15 protein-coding genes are annotated in these 16,501 nt (G+C 66.1%); 5 read left to right on the top strand and 10 right to left on the bottom strand.

Annotation, left to right across the window (positions count from 1 at the left end; all coding sequences use genetic code 11):
• Together VGP60_RS33270 and sucC are read right to left on the bottom strand one after the other, a co-directional pair.
• The coding region (locus VGP60_RS33270; protein WP_327552133.1) for a CoA-binding protein at positions 1–590 on the bottom strand (590 nt) is incomplete at its 3' end.
• A gap of 2 nt (positions 591–592) precedes the next feature.
• On the bottom strand, positions 593–1,762 hold the full coding sequence (sucC, locus tag VGP60_RS33265; protein ID WP_327552132.1) for an ADP-forming succinate--CoA ligase subunit beta: 1,170 nt from the start codon (positions 1,760–1,762) through the stop codon (positions 593–595).
• A gap of 255 nt (positions 1,763–2,017) precedes the next feature.
• Between sucC and VGP60_RS33260 the strand changes: the two genes are divergently transcribed.
• Together VGP60_RS33260 and VGP60_RS33255 are read left to right on the top strand one after the other, a co-directional pair.
• Positions 2,018–2,695: a GntR family transcriptional regulator gene (locus VGP60_RS33260; protein ID WP_327552131.1), complete on the top strand. Its 678-nt coding sequence runs from the start codon at positions 2,018–2,020 to the stop codon at positions 2,693–2,695.
• A 124-nt stretch (positions 2,696–2,819) separates the two neighbouring features.
• Positions 2,820–3,008, top strand: a complete 189-nt coding sequence (locus tag VGP60_RS33255) for a hypothetical protein (protein ID WP_327552130.1) — start codon at positions 2,820–2,822, stop codon at positions 3,006–3,008.
• A 40-nt stretch (positions 3,009–3,048) separates the two neighbouring features.
• Here the strand turns inward: VGP60_RS33255 and VGP60_RS41815 are convergent, their stop codons facing one another.
• The 7 genes from VGP60_RS41815 to VGP60_RS33220 form a co-directional block, all read right to left on the bottom strand.
• The gene (locus tag VGP60_RS41815; protein ID WP_414640444.1) at positions 3,049–3,405 is read right to left on the bottom strand and encodes a TerC family protein; all 357 of its coding nucleotides are present in this window, start codon (positions 3,403–3,405) and stop codon (positions 3,049–3,051) included.
• Positions 3,406–3,774: 369 nt separating this feature from the next.
• A complete protein-coding gene (locus tag VGP60_RS33245) occupies positions 3,775–4,323 on the bottom strand; it encodes a hypothetical protein (protein WP_327552129.1) in 549 nt (182 codons plus the stop codon).
• Positions 4,323–5,837 (bottom strand): Nramp family divalent metal transporter, encoded by a 1,515-nt coding sequence (locus VGP60_RS33240; RefSeq protein WP_327552128.1) that lies wholly within the window; start codon positions 5,835–5,837, stop codon positions 4,323–4,325. The genes VGP60_RS33245 and VGP60_RS33240 overlap by 1 nt, the downstream gene beginning before the upstream one ends.
• A gap of 277 nt (positions 5,838–6,114) precedes the next feature.
• Positions 6,115–8,247: an acetate--CoA ligase family protein gene (locus VGP60_RS33235; RefSeq protein ID WP_327552127.1), complete on the bottom strand. Its 2,133-nt coding sequence runs from the start codon at positions 8,245–8,247 to the stop codon at positions 6,115–6,117.
• Between the two features lie 3 nt (positions 8,248–8,250).
• Positions 8,251–9,480, bottom strand: a complete 1,230-nt coding sequence (gene frc, locus VGP60_RS33230; protein ID WP_327552126.1) for a formyl-CoA transferase — start codon at positions 9,478–9,480, stop codon at positions 8,251–8,253.
• A gap of 13 nt (positions 9,481–9,493) precedes the next feature.
• Entirely contained in the window at positions 9,494–11,179 is a 1,686-nt protein-coding gene (locus tag VGP60_RS33225; RefSeq protein ID WP_327552137.1) for a thiamine pyrophosphate-binding protein, read from the bottom strand.
• Positions 11,180–11,282: 103 nt separating this feature from the next.
• Positions 11,283–11,528: a DUF6457 domain-containing protein gene (locus VGP60_RS33220; protein WP_327552125.1), complete on the bottom strand. Its 246-nt coding sequence runs from the start codon at positions 11,526–11,528 to the stop codon at positions 11,283–11,285.
• A gap of 95 nt (positions 11,529–11,623) precedes the next feature.
• Here VGP60_RS33220 and VGP60_RS33215 point away from each other — a divergent pair, with 95 nt between their 5' ends.
• Genes VGP60_RS33215 through VGP60_RS33205 form a run of 3 tightly spaced genes read left to right on the top strand, consistent with a single transcriptional unit; the run spans position 11,624 to position 15,095 of the window.
• The gene (locus VGP60_RS33215) at positions 11,624–12,604 is read left to right on the top strand and encodes a 2-dehydropantoate 2-reductase (protein WP_327552124.1); all 981 of its coding nucleotides are present in this window, start codon (positions 11,624–11,626) and stop codon (positions 12,602–12,604) included.
• A complete protein-coding gene (locus tag VGP60_RS33210) occupies positions 12,604–14,154 on the top strand; it encodes an aldehyde dehydrogenase family protein (protein ID WP_327552123.1) in 1,551 nt (516 codons plus the stop codon). The genes VGP60_RS33215 and VGP60_RS33210 overlap by 1 nt, the downstream gene beginning before the upstream one ends.
• Positions 14,154–15,095 carry a LysR family transcriptional regulator gene (locus VGP60_RS33205; RefSeq protein ID WP_327552136.1) on the top strand — a complete coding sequence of 314 codons (942 nt, stop codon included), beginning with the start codon at positions 14,154–14,156 and terminating at the stop codon, positions 15,093–15,095. The genes VGP60_RS33210 and VGP60_RS33205 overlap by 1 nt, the downstream gene beginning before the upstream one ends.
• Before the next feature lie 92 nt (positions 15,096–15,187).
• On the opposite strand, the gene VGP60_RS33200 is transcribed toward VGP60_RS33205, so the two are convergent.
• Positions 15,188–16,345 (bottom strand): NAD-dependent formate dehydrogenase, encoded by a 1,158-nt coding sequence (locus VGP60_RS33200; protein WP_327552122.1) that lies wholly within the window; start codon positions 16,343–16,345, stop codon positions 15,188–15,190.
• Positions 16,346–16,501 lie beyond the last annotated feature (156 nt).

Raw genomic sequence — 16,501 nt, 5'->3', positions numbered from 1 at the left:
TCGAGCGCGTCGATGTGCGTGGTCCCGATGACCGGGTCCCCGCCGATACCGATCGCGGTGGAGAAACCGATCTCGCGCAGCTCGTACATCATCTGGTAGGTCAGCGTGCCCGACTTCGACACCAGGCCGATCTTGCCCGGGCCGGAAATGTCGGCCGGGATGATGCCCGCGTTCGACTTCCCCGGCGAAATGATGCCCGGGCAGTTCGGCCCGATGATGCGCGTGACGTTTTCCTTCGCCACGGCCCGCGCCCAGAAATACGCGGAGTCGTGCACGGGAATGCCTTCGGTGATGACCACCGCCAGCCCGATTTCCGCCTCGATCGCTTCCAATACGGCGTCTTTGGCGAATTTCGGCGGCACGAAGATGACCGACACGTCCGCGCCGGTCTCCTTCATGGCCTCTTCGACCGTGCCGAACACCGTGAGCTCTTCGCCCTCGATGGTGACGACCTGGCCCGCTTTCCTGGCGTTGACCCCGCCGACGATGTTCGTGCCCGCGCGGAGCATCTTGGCGGTGTGCTTGGTCGCCTCGGCGCCGGTGATGCCCTGGACGATGACTTTGCTGTGCTCGGTCAGGAAGATCGACATGGTTATACCCCCGCGGCCGCGAGCTCGGCGGCCTTGTCGGCCGCATTGTCCATTGTGTCCACCACGGTGATGAGCGGGTGGTTCGCCTCGGCCAGGATCGCGCGGCCTTCGACGACGTTGTTGCCGTCCAGGCGGACGACGAGCGGCTTGGTGGCGGAGTCGCCCAGGATCTGCAGGGCCTCCACGATGCCGTTGGCGACCGCGTCACAGGCGGTGATGCCGCCGAAGACGTTGACGAACACGCTCTTCACGTCGGCGTCCCCGAGGATGACGTCGAGCCCGGCCGCCATGACCGCCGCCGACGCGCCGCCGCCGATGTCGAGGAAGTTGGCGGGCTTGACGCCACCGTGCTTCTCACCCGCGTACGCCACGACGTCCAAAGTGGACATGACGAGGCCCGCGCCGTTGCCGATGATGCCGACCTGGCCGTCGAGCTTGACGTAGTTGAGGTCCTTCGCCTTCGCCTTGGCCTCCAACGGATTCTCGGCCTCTTCGTCGACGAGTCCGGCGTGGCCGGGCTGGCGGAACGCGGCGTTCTCGTCGAGGGTGACCTTGCCGTCGAGCGCGATGATCCGGTCGTGCGGATCACGCACCAGCGGGTTCACCTCGACCAGCGTCGCGTCCTCGGAGACGAACGTCTCCCAGAGCTTCACCACGACGTCCGCGGCTTCGTCGATCACCTCGGCGGGGAACTTCGCCGCGGTGAGGATCTCGACCGCTTTCCCTTTGCCCACACCGGCGATCGCGTCGATCGGCACCTTCGCCAGCGCCTCGGGACGCTCCACCGCGAGCACCTCGATCTCGACGCCACCCTCGGCCGACGCCATCGCGAGGAAGGTGCGGTTCGACCGGTCCAGCAGGAAGGAGACGTAGTACTCCTCGTTGATCTGGGAGGCCTGTGCCACCATCACGCGGCGCACGACGTGGCCCTTGATGTCCAGGCCCAGGATGGTTTCCGCGGTCTCCTGCGCCTCCTGGGGGGTCTTGGCGAGCTTGACGCCGCCGGCCTTGCCGCGCCCGCCGACCTTCACCTGCGCCTTGACGACGACTTGGCTGCCGATGCGCTCGGCCGCGGCCTTGGCTTCTTCCGGACTGTTCGCCACGGCACCCGGTGGAACCGGTACGCCATGGGCGGCGAAGAGATCCCTCGCCTGGTACTCGTAGAGGTCCATGACACATATTGTAGACTGTATGCAGTATGGAAAGAAAGGGCTCGCGGATGGAGCAGGAGATCACTCGCTGTAGTGATGGGTATCACCCCAAGGCAACATTTAGTTCATTGTATGCTGTAGTCAGTGGACCGAACGTGGATGAACACTCCCACGTCACGGCATTACGAGCCCGGGAGTTTCCCTATGTCAGCGAGCGAGCTACCGCAAGACCGGTCGGCGCACCGGATCGATCGTCCGGTTCCTCTGCGTGAGCGCGTGTACCAGGCAATGCAGGAGCTGATCATCTCCCGGCAGCTCAAGCCGGGCCAGCATCTGGTGGAAAGCGAGCTCGCTGAACTGCTGGGAGTTTCGCGCCAGCCGATCCGCGAAGCCTTGCAGCTCCTCAGTTCCGAGGGCTGGGTCGACCTCAGCCCCGGTTACGGTGCGTTCGTCCACGCCCCCACGGACGTGGAGGTCGACCAGCTGCTGGCCGTCCGCGCCGCGCTCGAAGGGGAATCCGCGCGGCTCGCCGCCGAGCACGCCGGTGCCGAAGGTGTCGCGCGGCTGCGCCAGCTCTGCGCGGCCGGTGAAGCGGCGCTGGCCGCGGACGACATCGACGGCATGGTCTCGGCGAACGCCGCGCTCCACCGGCTGGTCACCGAGCTCTCCGGAAACCAGGTATTGCTGGACTTCGTTTCACAGGTGGATCGCCGCGTCCGGTGGTACTACACGCCGATCGCGCGCCACCGCGGCAAGAAGTCATGGCAGGAACACGCGAAACTGGTCGACGCCATCGAAAAAGGCGACGCCACAACGGCTTCGAAGATCATGCGCGAGCACACCGAGCGCACCCGGCTGTCCTATCTCGACCAGCGCGCGAACATGGCGGACAACCGGGTCGACCCGCCGACCCCGGTCCGGTCCCGCCGCCGCAGGACGGCACCGCAGCCGTAGTCCCGAGCTCCCCGGCCCGTCGGCGCAGTGGTTCGCGCCGACGGGGACTGGGTAATACCCGAAAAAGGAGGGTTGGGAAAACTCAGCCTTCCTTTCATTATCCGGAAGGAGGTGAAGATCAATCATGCGTACCTGGAAGGAAATCCTGGAAAACCTGAAGCGCGCCCCGATGGGGTACAGCGCCGACGGTGGCACCCTCGGTCTCGGTCTGTCCAACGCTCTCGCGAAGTCGCGTAAGCAGGAGGTAGCCGACGTCGAGCAGTACCTGCGCAGCCGCTCCCTGAGTGAGCCGCAGGCCACGGCGTCCAAGTGACGTCTTAACGCGCGGGGACTGAGCTGCCAGAGCCGCCGGCTCAGCCCCGCTCTCCGGCCTCCTCGGTCTCGAGTCCCGCGGCCTCGTCCATCACGGCGTCCAGCTCCTTGTTCCGGTCGGAACGGGATTTCAGCAGGCTCGCCACCGTGGTCACGGCCAGCGTGCCGACGATGATGGCCAGTGAACCGAGGATGGGGATCTCCGGAGCCCAGCTGACGCCGTCGTGGTGCAGCGCCTCGAAGGTCAGCTTCAGCCCGATGAACCCGAGTACCACCGCCAGGCCGACGCTGAGGTACACCAGCTTGTCCAGCAGGCCGCCGATGAGGAAGAACAGCTGACGCAGCCCCATAAGGGCGAAGGCGTTGGCGGCGAAGACGAGATAAGGCTCTTTGGTCAACGCAGTCCCAGCGCGAGCACGATCCCGATGGACAGGACTTTCTGCTGGTATTCGGCTGGCAGAACTCGCCACCGTATTGCGGGCCCGCGAACACGAGGACGCCGATGCCGAACAGTACGGCCAATCCGACATAAAAAGACACCCACAAGGTGCATTCCCGCATCGAAGGCTTGTGGGGGTTCCGGGACACCAGGTAGAAATCGAAGAAGATCATCGAGCAGAGGCCGCCGATGGTGGCGAGTCAGACCCAGGTGGGCATGTTCATGAATTCCTCCGGCGGGGGGATATTCGAACATGGGCAGAACGCACGCCCGGCGTAACGGGCCGGGCGTGCGTTCTGACTTTATCTCGGTGATTGCTTTCACTACTTCACAATGAAGAAACTTTCGCCCGCCGGCGAGGCTTCGACCTCGCCTGCTTCGCCTTCACCATCCGCTGCGCGTGCACGGCATACCGGGCGAACACGACCCCGGCCTGCTCGTTATGCGGTGCCACCTTGTGCCACCACCGCGGCGCGACCCGCTCGTGCAGCCACAGGAAGCCGATCGCGAAACCCGCGCTGATGATGCCCTGGAAGGCCAGGAAACCCAGCGGGTCGGGCGGCAGGCCCGGCTCGCCGGTGAGCACCAGCTTCGTGAGCACCTCGTGGAGCAGCCTCGCCACCGGGAACGCGATCAGCCAGTACAGCGCGGCGGGGGCGAACCCGCCCATCCTGACCTTCCCGTAGGCCGCGAGCAGCCCGAACCCGCCACCGGCCACGGCCAGCGGCACACCCAGGGTCATCGCGGTCACCAGCGCCCAGTTCGGAGGCTGGCCGACGAGCAGGGCCAGGCTGCCCGCGGTCACGCCGGCGATGAGGCCGACGAGGATGCCGGGGACGGCGAGTTCGAAGAGACGGTAGAGCCGGGTGTCCTGCATCAGCCCACCACCACCCCGAACTTGACCAGGCTGAAGAACAGCATGCCGAGATAGAAGACCGCGCCGAAGCCGATGATCAGGTTGGTCCAGATCTTCGGCCGGATCGGTTTGGGCAGCATGCGGTTGTTCACCAGCAGCAGCACTATGCAGTAGGCACCCATGGCGAAGGTGGAAAGGAACGCCAGGATGTCGAGCACGCCACTGGGCCCGTCGGCGGGACCGAACAGCAGGATCAGAATGCCGAACGTGATCAGGCCCCACAGGAATCCCGCGTAGAGATGGGCCATCTTGAACTTCTTCGCTCCCGGCATGAAGAAGTACGTCATGTCCGCCTGGCCCCGCGAGAACGAGTCGAACAGGCCGAGTGTCGCGTTCATCCCGATCAGGGCGATGAACCCGAAGAACAACCCGCCGAGAATGGGACCACCCGCCGAAGCGAAGGCATCCGACATCGCGAGCAGCGCCGCGTCACGGTCGCCACCTTCGATCAGGCCCTTGACGTCCGGATTCTCCCGCGCCGCCGATTGCGCGAGCACCGTGAACGACACCGTCACCAGCATCGTGATGCCCCAGAACAAGAGCAGGGCGTCGAAGGTGACCCAGCGCCGCCAGCCCTTCCACTTGGCCATCTCGGCGGGGTCCTCGGTGTCGAACATGAATCCGCGCGACGGCATCTTCTCTTCGGCGCCGGCGTTCCTCAGGCCCTGGACGTTCGGGATGTGCGCACCCATACCGGCGCCGCTGTCCCGCAGGTGCAGCGTGTACCACATCTGCTGCATCCCGGACGGGCCCGCGAAGGCGATCGAGCCGACGACGATCGGGAACCACTGAGCCGACAACGCTTCCGAGGGGAAGTACCCGAAGGCGAACATCCCGGCGAGCGTGCTGGTCAGATCACCCCAGCTCCCCACCATGGACGCGATGACGGCCGTACCGACGACCAGGATCCCGATCAGGATGGCGAGCAGGTTTTCCAGCAGGTTGTAGATGACCCTGGCCAGGCTGAAGAGAATGCCCACCAGGATCAGGGCAACGCAGGCTGTCACGACCCACGGTATGCCCGTTATCTCCTCGAACGCCGCGGCACCAGCCGAAAGGTGACCTGGCCAGATATAGACCAGGATCGCGACCCCGAAGAAGAACCACATCAACGGTTTGAAGACTCGTGCCGCCCCGGCGAAGATGCTTTCACCGGTCGCCATCGCGTACCGGGCCATCTCCAGCATGACCACGGCTTGGAGGGTGACACCGATCAGGAACAGCCATCTGATCTCCGGGCCGAAGACCAGAACCAGCCTCGGCCACATGTAGGACTCGCCCATCCCCACGCCGAGCGCGACGAGGAAGACCGTCGGGCCGAGCAGGTGGATGGAGGGCGGGGCCTCCGGTAGTTTGCGGATCGGCATCGGTTCGAGCTTGCCGGCCCGCCACACACGTTCGGATTCGACCGGCGGTGAAGCGACCGCTTCACCGCCCGACGAGTCCGCGATCGGAACATGGGAAGAATCCGCCATTGGATCTCCTGATCTCGATTCACGCGGTTCGCGTAAGGTTTCCCCCGGATATATTTCTCAGCGTTTGCTCGTCGTAGCGCTCCGCGATCACGTGGCCAGGCCCCATCGAAAGTCCCCTGCCAAGCCCTTGGTCTCATGCCGTCCGGGGCGCGGTCTCCGCGATCAGCGGGCTCCGGGTGGCGGCCGCCATCGGGGTCGGCCGCCGTGCGAAAGCCCAGTCCGCAACTGTCCTCCTCGGGTCATCTCGGGCGATTCCAACATTGATCAGCCGTAAAGATCAAGGTTTGATCAGTCCGGCCGCACGGGCCCACCGGTACTTGGCGCCGAGCACGGCGACCGGCTTTTCGGTGGTGTAGGGGTAAGCCACGACCTTGTGGTCGAACAGGTAGTCACAGGCCTGTTCGACCTCGGTGTCACCGGCGAGCGACGCGACGACGGGCTTGTCGATGCCCTTGGCGCGGTACTCCTCGACGACTCGCGACGTCAGTTCGGCGAAGACCATCGGCGGGGTGACGATGGTGTGCCAGTAACCCAGGATCAGCGCGTGGATGCGGGGATCCTCCAGGCCGAGCCGGATCGTCGCCTCGTAGGTCGACGGCGGCTCGCCACCGGTGATGTCGATCGGGTTCCCGGCCGCGCCGAAGGGCGGGATGAACGCGCGGAACGCCTCGTCCAGGTCCGGTGGGATCTCCATCAGGGACAGGCCCTCTTCGACACACGCGTCGGAGAGCAGCACGCCCGAACCGCCGGCACCGGTGATGATGACGACGTTCTCGCCCTTGGGGGTCGGCAGTAGCGGCAGGCCGCGGGCGTATTCCAGCATCTCGTTGAGACCAGGCGCGCGTACGACTCCGGCTTGCCGCAGGATGTCGTCGTAGACCTTGTCGTCACCGGCCAGCGCGCCGGTGTGGGAGCTGGCCGCCTTGGCGCCCATCGCGGTGCGACCGGCCTTGAGCACGACCACCGGCTTCTTCTTGGTGATCCGCTGCGCCGCCTCGACGAAGGCGCGGCCGTCCTTGAGGTCCTCGAGGTGCATCGCGACGCACTGGGTGTTGTCGTCCTGCTCGAAGAAGGTGAGCAGGTCGTCCTCGTCGATGTCGGACTTGTTACCGAGCCCGACGATCGCCGAAACGCCCATCTTGGTGGTCCGGCTGAACCCGAGGATGGCCATGCCGATACCACCGCTCTGCGAGGTCAGCGCGACCCCGCCGCGGACGTCGTACGGCGTGCAGAACGTGGCGCACAGGTTGTGCCACGTCGAGTAGTAGCCGTAGATGTTCGGCCCGAGCATCCGGACGCCGCTCTTCTGCGCGATCGCGACGATCTCGTCCTGCAGTTCCTGGTTCCCGGTTTCGGCGAAGCCCGACGGGATGAGGACGGCCGCGGGAACGCCTTTGGTCCCGCATTCGGTGAGCGCCTGCGGCACGAACTTGGCGGGAATCGCGAAAACCGCCACGTCCACGTCGCCGGGTACGTCCGAGATCGACTTGTACGCCTTCTTGCCGAGGATCTCGTCGGCCTTCGGGTTGATCGGGTAGATCTCGCCGGCGTACCCGCCGTTGATGAGGTTCTTCATCACGGAGTTGCCGATTTTGCCGTCTTCCGAGGAAGCACCGATGACCGCGACGGCGTCGGGGTACATCATCCGGTTCATCACCCGCAGGATCTCGTCCCGGGAGTGCTTGACCGGTTCCACGGTCTCGCCGGTTTCGAGCAGGATCCGGACATCCGCGGCGATCGCGCCCTCTGGCGAGGCGAACACGGGGTTCAGGTCGAACTCGCTGATCTCCGGGAAATCGGTCACCAGCGCCGAAACCTTCTGGAGCACGTCGGCGAGCGCGTCGATGTCGACCGACTTCGCACCGCGGGCGCCCTGGAGGACCTCGGCCGCCTTGATCCCGTTGACCATCGACTTCGCCTCGGCGGAGTCGATCGGCGCCAGCCGGAAGGTGACGTCCTTGAGCACCTCGACGAGCACGCCGCCGAGTCCGAAGGCGACGATCTTGCCGAAGGTCGGGTCGGTCGTCGCACCGACGATGACCTCGTGGCCACCGCCGACCATCTGCTGCACCTGGACACCGGTGATGCTCGCGGACTCCTTGTAGGCCAAGGCGTTGGCGATGATCTTGTCGAACGCCTCGCTCGCCGCGGCCCCGCCCTCGACGCCGATGATGACGCCGCCGGCCTCGGTCTTGTGCAGGATGTCGGGCGAGACGATCTTCAGCGCGAGCGATCCGCCGATCTCCTCGGCCAGCCGCGCGGCCTCGTCCGCGGTCGTCGCCAGTCCTTCGCCCGGGGTCGGGATGCCGTAGGCGTCACAGATCTGCTTGCCTTCGGGGGCGGTGAGGGAGTCCCTCCCCTCGGCACGGACCTTGTCCAGTACCTCGCGTACGGACGCTTTAGCTGACATGGATCAGATCACTCCATTCGACTTGAGCTCGGCGAGCCGGTCCGGCGCCAGGCCGAGTTCGCGCGTGTAGATGTCTTCGTTGTGCTCGCCGAGAAGCGGGGAGCGTTCGATGTCCACGGGGGAGTCCGACAGCTTGATCGGGCAGCCGACGGTGGTGAACTCCCCGCGCTCGGGGTGATCGACCTTCACGACCATCTGGTTGGCCGCCAAGGACTCGTCTTCGATGAGCTCCTTGGTGGACAGGATCGGTCCACAAGGGACGTTGACGGAGTTGAGCTTCGCCAGCACCTCGTGCTTGCTGTGCGTGATCGTCCACTCTTCGATCAGCTGGAACATCTTGTCCAGTTTGGACAGCCGGGCCTCCGGCGAGTTCCACTCGGGGTCGGCGGCCAGCTCGGGACGCCCGATCAGCTTCGTGATCGGTTCCCAGCCGACGGGCTGGACGATCACGTAGATGTAGTCGTTCGGCCCGCCCGGGCTGCACTTGACCGCCCAGCCGGGCTGCCCGCCACCGGAGGCGTTGCCCGAACGCGGGACCTCGTCGCCGAAGTCCTTGTTCGGGTATTCCGCGAGGGGGCCATGGGTCAGGCGCTGCTGGTCACGCAGCTTGACCCGGCACAGGTTCAGCACCGCGTGCTGCATGGCGACACTGACCTTCTGCCCGCGCCCGGTGTGCTCACGCTGGTACAGCGCGGCGAGAATCCCCGCCACCGCGTGCATCCCGGTACCGGAGTCCCCGATCTGGGACCCGGTCGCGAGCGGCGGGCCGTCCTCGAAACCGGTCGTGCTCATCGATCCGCCCATCGCCTGGGCGACCACTTCGTAAGCCTTGAAGTGGGTGTACGGCCCCTCGCCGAAACCCTTGATCGAGGCGTAGATCAGCTTCGGGTTGAGTTCCTGCAGGCGATCCCACGTGAAGCCCATCCGGTCGACCGCCCCGGGACCGAAGTTCTCGGCGAGGATGTCGAAGCGGGGCAACATGTCCGTGAAGATCTGCTTGCCTTCGTCGCTCTTCATGTTGAGCGTGATGCTGCGCTTGTTGCAGTTCAGCATCGTGAAGTAAAGACTGTCCACATCGGGCACGTCCCGCAGTTGCTTGCGCGTGATGTCGCCGGTGAGTGCCTCCACCTTGACCACGTCCGCGCCGAGCCAGCCCAGTATCTGCGTGCAGGAGGGGCCGGATTGGACGTGGGTCATGTCGAGAACGCGAACGCCTTCGAGTGCCTTTCCCATGGCTATCCCTCGCTCACTTGTACATGGTCTGGTTCATGGTTCCCGGCGCGTAGACATCCGGGTCGACCCAGACGTTGATCAGGGACGGCTTTCCGGATTCCCTGGCGCGCTCGAGCGCGGGACGGATGTCGGCCGGGTTCCGGACTTCTTCGCCGTAACCGCCGAGCATCTTGGCGAACTGGTCGTACGGCACGTCGCCGAGCGTGTTCCCGATCCGGCCGCGGTTGTCGCCGTACTTGGCGGCCTGGCCGTACCGGATCTGGTTCATCGACGAGTTGTTGCCGACGATGCCGACGAACGGGAGGTTGAAGCGCACCAAGGTTTCGAAGTCCCAGCCGGTGAGGCTGAAGGCACCGTCACCGAACAGCGCGACGACCTCTTTTTCGGGCCTGGCGTACTTCGCGGCCATCACGAACGGGATGCCGACACCGAGTGTCCCGAGTGGACCGGGGTCCATCCAGTGACCCGGCGACTTCGGCTGCACGACCTGGCCGGAGAAGGTGACGATGTCGCCGCCGTCGCCGATGTAGATCGAGTCCTCGGTGAGGAACTCGTTGATCTCGTGCACCAGGCGGTACGGGTCGATCGGGGAGGCGTCGGAGAGCTGGCGCGGCAGGCGCTTCTCGTACGCGGCAGTCTCGACGCCACGCAGCTCCTCGAGCCAGGTCTTGCGGCCCACGGCGCCGTTGTCGACGCGACCGGAGGTGGCCTGCTTGACCGCGGCGAGCACCATGCCGGCGTCGCCGACGATGCCGAGGTCGATGTCGCGGTTCTTGCCGACCGTGCGGTAGTCGAGGTCGATCTGGACGACCTTCGCGTCGGGCGAAAGCCTTTTGCCGTAACCCATCCGGAAGTCGAACGGGGTGCCGACGATGATGATGAGGTCGGCGTTGTTGAACGCGTAGCGCCGGGAGAGCTGGAGGTGGTGCGGGTCGCCAGGGGGGAGCGTGCCGCGGCCGGAGCCGTTCATGAACGCCGGTACGTTGAGCTCGCGGACGAACTCGATCGCGGCGTCGGTGGCGCGACACGTCCAGACCTGGCTGCCGAGCAGGACGCACGGCTTTTCCGCCGCCACGATCATGTCCGCGAGACGTTCGATCGCTTCGGGGTCACCGGCGGTCTTGGTCGAGGCGCGGTAGCGGCCGGCTTCGGGGATACGGGCCTTTTCCAGCGGGACCTTGGCGTCCAGCACGTCCCGGGGGATCTCCAGGAAGGACGGGCCGGGGGCGCCGTTGTGGCACTCGCGGAAGGCCATCGAGACGATGTCCGCGATGCGCTCGGTCGCGGGGATGCTGGCCGCGAACTTGGTGATCGGGGTCATCATGTCGACGTGCGGAAGGTCCTGAAGTGAACCCATCTTGTGCTGGCTCAGCGAGCCCTGGCCGCCGATCAGCAGCATGGGGCTTTCCGCGCGCAGGGCGTTCGCGACGCCGGTGACCGCGTCGGTGGTGCCGGGTCCGGCGGTGACCACCGCGACGCCGGGCTTGCCGGTGATGCGGGCGTAACCGTCGGCGGCGTGCGCCGCGACCTGCTCGTGGCGCACGTCCACCACATCGATGCCTTCGTCGACGCAGCCGTCGTAGATGTCGATGATGTGCCCGCCGCACAGGGTGAAGATCACGTCGACGCCCTCTGCTTTCAGCGCCTTCGCTACCAGATGTCCCCCGGAGATCGTCTCGGGTTCGCCGTCGACTGCCATGTGCGTCATCAGCTCCTCTTGCTTGTGCCTACCGCATACTGCATACGATATGGAACTCATCGTGGACCTAGATCACCCTGGTTGTCCAGAGCCATCCGGACTCTCAATCGCTCCAGTCGATTCCCCGCCAGCGGTTGGTCAGCGCGGCCAGGCGCGCGACGGCCTCGCTGGGCGGCAAACCCTGACCCACGGCGATTCCGACGAGGTATGCCGTCACCGGGGCGGCTTGACCGGTGACGGATCTTCGTACGTTTCGTGCGATGTCGAGTACCAGTGAGCGGTCGAGTTCCGCCTCGTCGATGCCGAGGTCGGAGCACACGGCCGCCGTCCATTTCGCCAGTTCGTCCACGGAGCATCGCCTCCTTGGCCGATCGCTCCGACCCGTTGACCGGAGCGTTCCATACCGTATACTGCATACACTACCGAGGCAAGGATGGAGTCACCGTGAAGGTCGCTGTGCTTGGTGCGGGCGCCATCGGCGCATATGTCGGAGCCAGTCTCTCCCGGGCGGGGGCCGAGGTTCATCTCATCGCCCGCGGGCCACATCTCGAAGCGATTCGCGAATCCGGGGTCCGGGTCACGAGCCCCCGCGGCGACTTCGAGGCCCGGCCGCACGCCACGGACGATCCGGCCGAAGTCGGCCCGGTCGACCATGTCTTCCTGGGCTTGAAGGCCACCCAATACGCGAGTTGCGGGCCACTGCTCGAACCGCTGCTGCAGGAGAACACCAGTCTCATCGCCGCGCAGAACGGCATCCCGTGGTGGTACTTCCACGGCCAGGACGGGAAATACGAAGGAACGCGGATCGAAAGCGTCGACCCGGACGGCGCGGTCAGCGCGGTGCTCCCGGTACAGCGCGCCATCGGCTGCGTGGTCTACGCGGCCACGGAAATCTCGGCCCCGGGGCAGATCCGGCATCTCGAGGGCACCCGGCTGTCCATCGGCGAACCGGACGGCACGACTTCCGCACGCTGCACGGAATTCTCCGACGCGATGATCGCCGGTGGGCTCAAATGCCCGGTGGAACCGGATCTCCGGCGCGATATCTGGCTCAAGCTCATGGGGAACATCGCGTTCAACCCGATCAGCGCGCTCACCCGCGCGACCATGGGCGGGATCTGCCGCGACGACCAGACCCGTGACCTCGTCGTCCAGATGATGCAGGAAACCCTGGACGTGGCGACGAGCCTGGGCGTCGATCCGGGGGTTTCCATCGAGCGTCGCCTCGCGGGCGCGGAGAGAACAGGTGAGCACAAGACATCCACGTTGGTGGACCTCGAACGCGGCAAACCGCTCGAGCTCGACGCCATCCTCAAGGCCGTCGTCGAACTCGCCGGCCTGACCGGCGTCGCGGTGCCGACCCTGCGGGTCGTGAGCGCGCTCGCCGCCCTGCTCGACGAGACGTCCACGCCAGGGGGTTCCTGATGGCACTTGCCCTCAAACCGGGTACCGATTGGCAGACGACGTACGCCCGCGCGCAGGCCGTCGCTCCGGAAGCGTTCCGTGACAACGGTTTGCTGAACTACTGGGGCGGGCGGTGGCACGAAGGCACGCCGCGGCAGGCCACTTCGCCGCTCGACGGCGGCGCGATCATCGGCCCGCCCGAGCTCGACGCGCGCGGCGCGCAGCGCGCGGTGGTGGAAAGCCTTTACCAGCACCGGACCTGGTCGATGGCGCCGCTGGCCGAGCGGAAGGCGAGGGTGTCCGCGGCGATCGAGGACATCGCCGGACAACGGGAACTGCTGGCACTGCTGCTGGTCTGGGAGATCGGCCGGACCTGGGCCGCCGCGCTCGACGACGTCGACCGATGTGTGGACGGCGTGCGGTGGTACCTCGACGAGATCGAGGAGATGATGGCCGGCCGCACGCCGTTGCGCGGGCCGGTCAGCAACATCGCCGCGTGGAACCAGCCGATGAGTGTGCTGATGCACGCCATGCTGGTACAGACGCTCGCGGGCAACGCCGCGATCGCGAAGGCGCCGTCGGACGGGGGAGTGAACTGCCTGACGCTCGCCGTCGCGCTCGCGGCCCGGCACGGGTTGCCGCTGACATTGGTCAGTGGCAACGGTTCCGAGCTGGCGGCGTCGCTGGTGAGTTCGCCGGTGATCGGCTGCCTGTCGTTCGTCGGCGGACGGGATCCGGGCGGTGCGGTGGCGGCGAAGCTGTTCGACCAGAGCAAACGGCACGTGATCGAGGCGGAAACCCTGAACTGCTGGGGAGTCTGGGAATTCAGCGACTGGGATACGTTGTCCGCGCAGATCCGTGAGTCCTTTGTGCACGGTAAGCAGCGCGGCACGGCGTACTCACGGTTCGTGGTGCAGCGTTCGCTGTTCGACGAGTTCCTCGCCGCGTATCTGCCCGCGGTGCGGAGTCTCGCCTTCGGCCACCCGCTCGCGGTGGCGTCCCCGGACGATCCGTTGCCCGCCTTGGACTTCGGGCCGCTGATCAGTGACCGTAAGGCCAAGGAGCTGCACGACGCGGTCGACGAAGCCATCGGCCACGGCGGGGTGCCGCTCCACCGGGGTCTGCTGGAGGACGGGAAGTTCGTTCCCGGCCAGGAAATATCGGCGTACTTCGCGCCGGCGGCGATCCTCACGCCGTCGGTGCTCCTCGCCTCGCGGGCGGCCTCGCCGCTGCACCACACGGCGCCGTTCGGGCCGGTCGATTCGATCGTGCTCGTCGACACCGAAGCGGAGCTGCTCTCGGAGATGAACGTGGGGGACGGCTCGCTAGTCGCGTCCGTTTCCTGCGACGACGAGTCGACAGCACACCGTCTCGGTGCCGGCTTGCAGGCGTTCAAGATCGGCATCAACCGGCCGCGTTCGCGCGGTGACCGCGAAGAGGTCTTCGGCGGCAAAGGCGCCTCTTGGCACGGCGCCTTTGTCGGCGGGGAACTCCTCGTCCAGTCGGTCACCTACGGACCTGATCGCTTGTACGGCAACTTCGGCGCGTACTCCCAGTATCCGACCGTGTGATGCTCTTCAGTCAACTCGAATACCTGGTGGCGCTCGCGAAGGAAGGACATTTCAGCCGGGCCGCGGAGGAGTGCCACGTCTCCCAGCCCGCGCTGTCGTCCGGGATCCGCAAACTGGAGGCCGAGCTCGACGTCCAGATAGTGCGGCGCGCCAACAGGTATGAGGGCCTGACCGACGAAGGGCAGCGCCTGGTCGACTGGGCGCGCAAGATCCTGGCCGACCGGCACGCGCTGGTGGAGGAGATCCGGACCATGCGGGACGGGTTGAGCGGGGTGCTCAACCTGGGTTCGATCCCCACCGCGCTGCCGGCGCTCACGTTGTTGACCGGGCCGCTGCGCAGCACGTACCCGCTCGTGCGGCTTTCGCTGCTTTCCCTGTCGTCGGTGGAAATCCGGCGCGCGCTGATCGAGTTCGAGATCGACGCGGCGGTGTCCTATTTGGAGGGACAGTACCCGGCCGGCGTCCGCACGATCCCGCTTTACCGCGAGCGGTACGTGCTGCTCGCGTCCGCGGACCGGGTCGCGCCGACGCAGGAGTCGATGAGCTGGGCGGTGGCCGCGTCGATGCGCCTTTGCTTGCTGACGCCCGACATGATGAACCGCAAGTTCCTCGACGAGGTGTTCGCCTCGCTCGACTGCAGCCCGCAGATCGTGATGGAGACGAACTCGATTTCGACGCTGTACGCCCACGTCCGCGACGGCTCGACGTCGACGATCATGCCGCACACCTGGCTGCAGACCTTCCGCGTCCCCGGCGACATGCGTGTCGTCCCACTCGTCGAACCGATCGTCACCCACGGCGTCGGCCTGCTCCTCCCGGACCAGCAACCCGAGTCGATGCTCTCGCGCGCCCTCATCCGCGTCGTCCGCCAAGTCAACATGACCCGAGCCCTGGACGACACCCTGCGCCAGCACCTACGCCTAGGCCACCTCGGCTCCTAACCTGCCCACACGCGTGCACAGACTGCACTCGGCGTGAGTGCAGTCTGTGCACGTGTGTGGGCGATCTGTGTACGCGTGAGTGCAGTCTGGGGCTACTTGGCGGTGTAGGAGTGGGCGCCGGTGCCGGCGAGCTGGCCGCCTTGGACGATCAGGTACTCGTCGCGGATCGGGGTGCCGTCGAACCAGGATTCGAGGATTTCGCGGGTTCCGGCGGCGTAGCGGGCCTGGGCCGACAGCGACGAGCCCGAGATGTGCGGGGTCATGCCGTGGTGCGGCATGGTGCGCCACGGGTGGTCGGCCGGAGCGGGCTGCGGGTACCAGACGTCACCGGCGTACCCGGCGAGCTGGCCGCTTTCCAGCGCGCGGACGATGGCGTCGCGGTCGACGATCTTGCCGCGCGCGGTGTTGACGAGGTACGCACCGCGTTTCATGGTGTTGAGCAGCTTCTCGTCGAACAGGTTCTCGGTCTCCGGGTGCAGCGGCGCGTTGATGGTGACGACGTCGCAGAACGGCACCATGTCCTGCGGGCTCTCGTGGAAGGTCAGGCCATACTCCTCCTCGACGTCGGCGGGCAGGCGGTGCTTGTCGGTGTAGTGCAGGTGGACGTCGAACGGCTTGAGCCGCTTCAGCACGGCCAGCCCGATCCGGCCCGCGGCCACCGTCCCGACGTGCATGCCTTCGAGGTCGTAGGACCGCGCGACGCAGTCGGCGATGTTCCAGCCGCCGGCGATGACCTGCTGGTAGGACGGGATGTAGTTCCGCACGAGCGAAAGAATCATCATCGACACGTGTTCCGCGACGCTGATGCTGTTGCAATAGGTCACCTCGGCGACGGTGATCCCGTGCTCGATCGCGGATTGGAGATCAACGTGGTCGGACCCGATCCCGGCGGTGACCGCCAATTTCAGGTTCGGCGCCTTCGCGATTCTTTCCGGCGTCAGATACGCGGGCCAGAACGGCTGGGAAATGACGATCTCCGCGTCGGCGAGCTCTTTGTCGAGTACCGAATCCGGGCCTTCCTTGTCCGAGGTGACGACCAGGGTGTGGCCGCGTTCCTCGAGGAACTTCCGCAGGCCCAGCTCGCCGGACACGCTGCCGAGCAGCTCACCCGGGGTGAAGTCGACCGCGCTCGGCGTCGGCAGGGTCTGGCCGCCGGGATACTGGGAAAGCGCGGGCAAATCGTCACGCGCGTAAGTTTTCGGCTGGCCGTCGATGGGGTCGTCATAAAGGACACAAACGATCTTCGCCATTGAAGGACTCCCAAAAAAAAGTGGTTTCCGGGGATATTTCCCGCTGAAACCACTTTCGCGTGCCCCGCGCGGCGCCGTCAAAGTAAACTCGCTGACAGCGTCATAAGCGCCGCTTATCGCCGCAGGTCAAGACGGCTCAGGGGCCCTTCGCGACGG

Source organism: Amycolatopsis sp., from assembly GCF_036008905.1.
In the GTDB taxonomy this organism is placed as follows: Bacteria; Actinomycetota; Actinomycetes; order Mycobacteriales; family Pseudonocardiaceae; genus Amycolatopsis.
Note: the sequence above shows the minus strand (reverse complement) of the source record. Positions and strands in the feature narration are given on the sequence as shown.

What these genes read in the sequence shown, in the direction of transcription:
- sucC (WP_327552132.1), bottom strand. Translation starts at nt 1,762, where the DNA reads ATGGACCTCTACGAGTACCAGGCGAGGGATCTCTTCGCCGCCCATGGC.
- VGP60_RS33255 (WP_327552130.1), top strand. Translation starts at nt 2,820, where the DNA reads ATGCGTACCTGGAAGGAAATCCTGGAAAACCTGAAGCGCGCCCCGATG.
- VGP60_RS33245 (WP_327552129.1), bottom strand. Translation starts at nt 4,323, where the DNA reads ATGCAGGACACCCGGCTCTACCGTCTCTTCGAACTCGCCGTCCCCGGC.
- VGP60_RS33240 (WP_327552128.1), bottom strand. Translation starts at nt 5,837, where the DNA reads ATGGCGGATTCTTCCCATGTTCCGATCGCGGACTCGTCGGGCGGTGAA.
- VGP60_RS33235 (WP_327552127.1), bottom strand. Translation starts at nt 8,247, where the DNA reads ATGTCAGCTAAAGCGTCCGTACGCGAGGTACTGGACAAGGTCCGTGCC.
- frc (WP_327552126.1), bottom strand. Translation starts at nt 9,480, where the DNA reads ATGGGAAAGGCACTCGAAGGCGTTCGCGTTCTCGACATGACCCACGTC.
- VGP60_RS33225 (WP_327552137.1), bottom strand. Translation starts at nt 11,179, where the DNA reads ATGGCAGTCGACGGCGAACCCGAGACGATCTCCGGGGGACATCTGGTA.
- VGP60_RS33210 (WP_327552123.1), top strand. Translation starts at nt 12,604, where the DNA reads ATGGCACTTGCCCTCAAACCGGGTACCGATTGGCAGACGACGTACGCC.
- VGP60_RS33205 (WP_327552136.1), top strand. Translation starts at nt 14,154, where the DNA reads ATGCTCTTCAGTCAACTCGAATACCTGGTGGCGCTCGCGAAGGAAGGA.
- VGP60_RS33200 (WP_327552122.1), bottom strand. Translation starts at nt 16,345, where the DNA reads ATGGCGAAGATCGTTTGTGTCCTTTATGACGACCCCATCGACGGCCAG.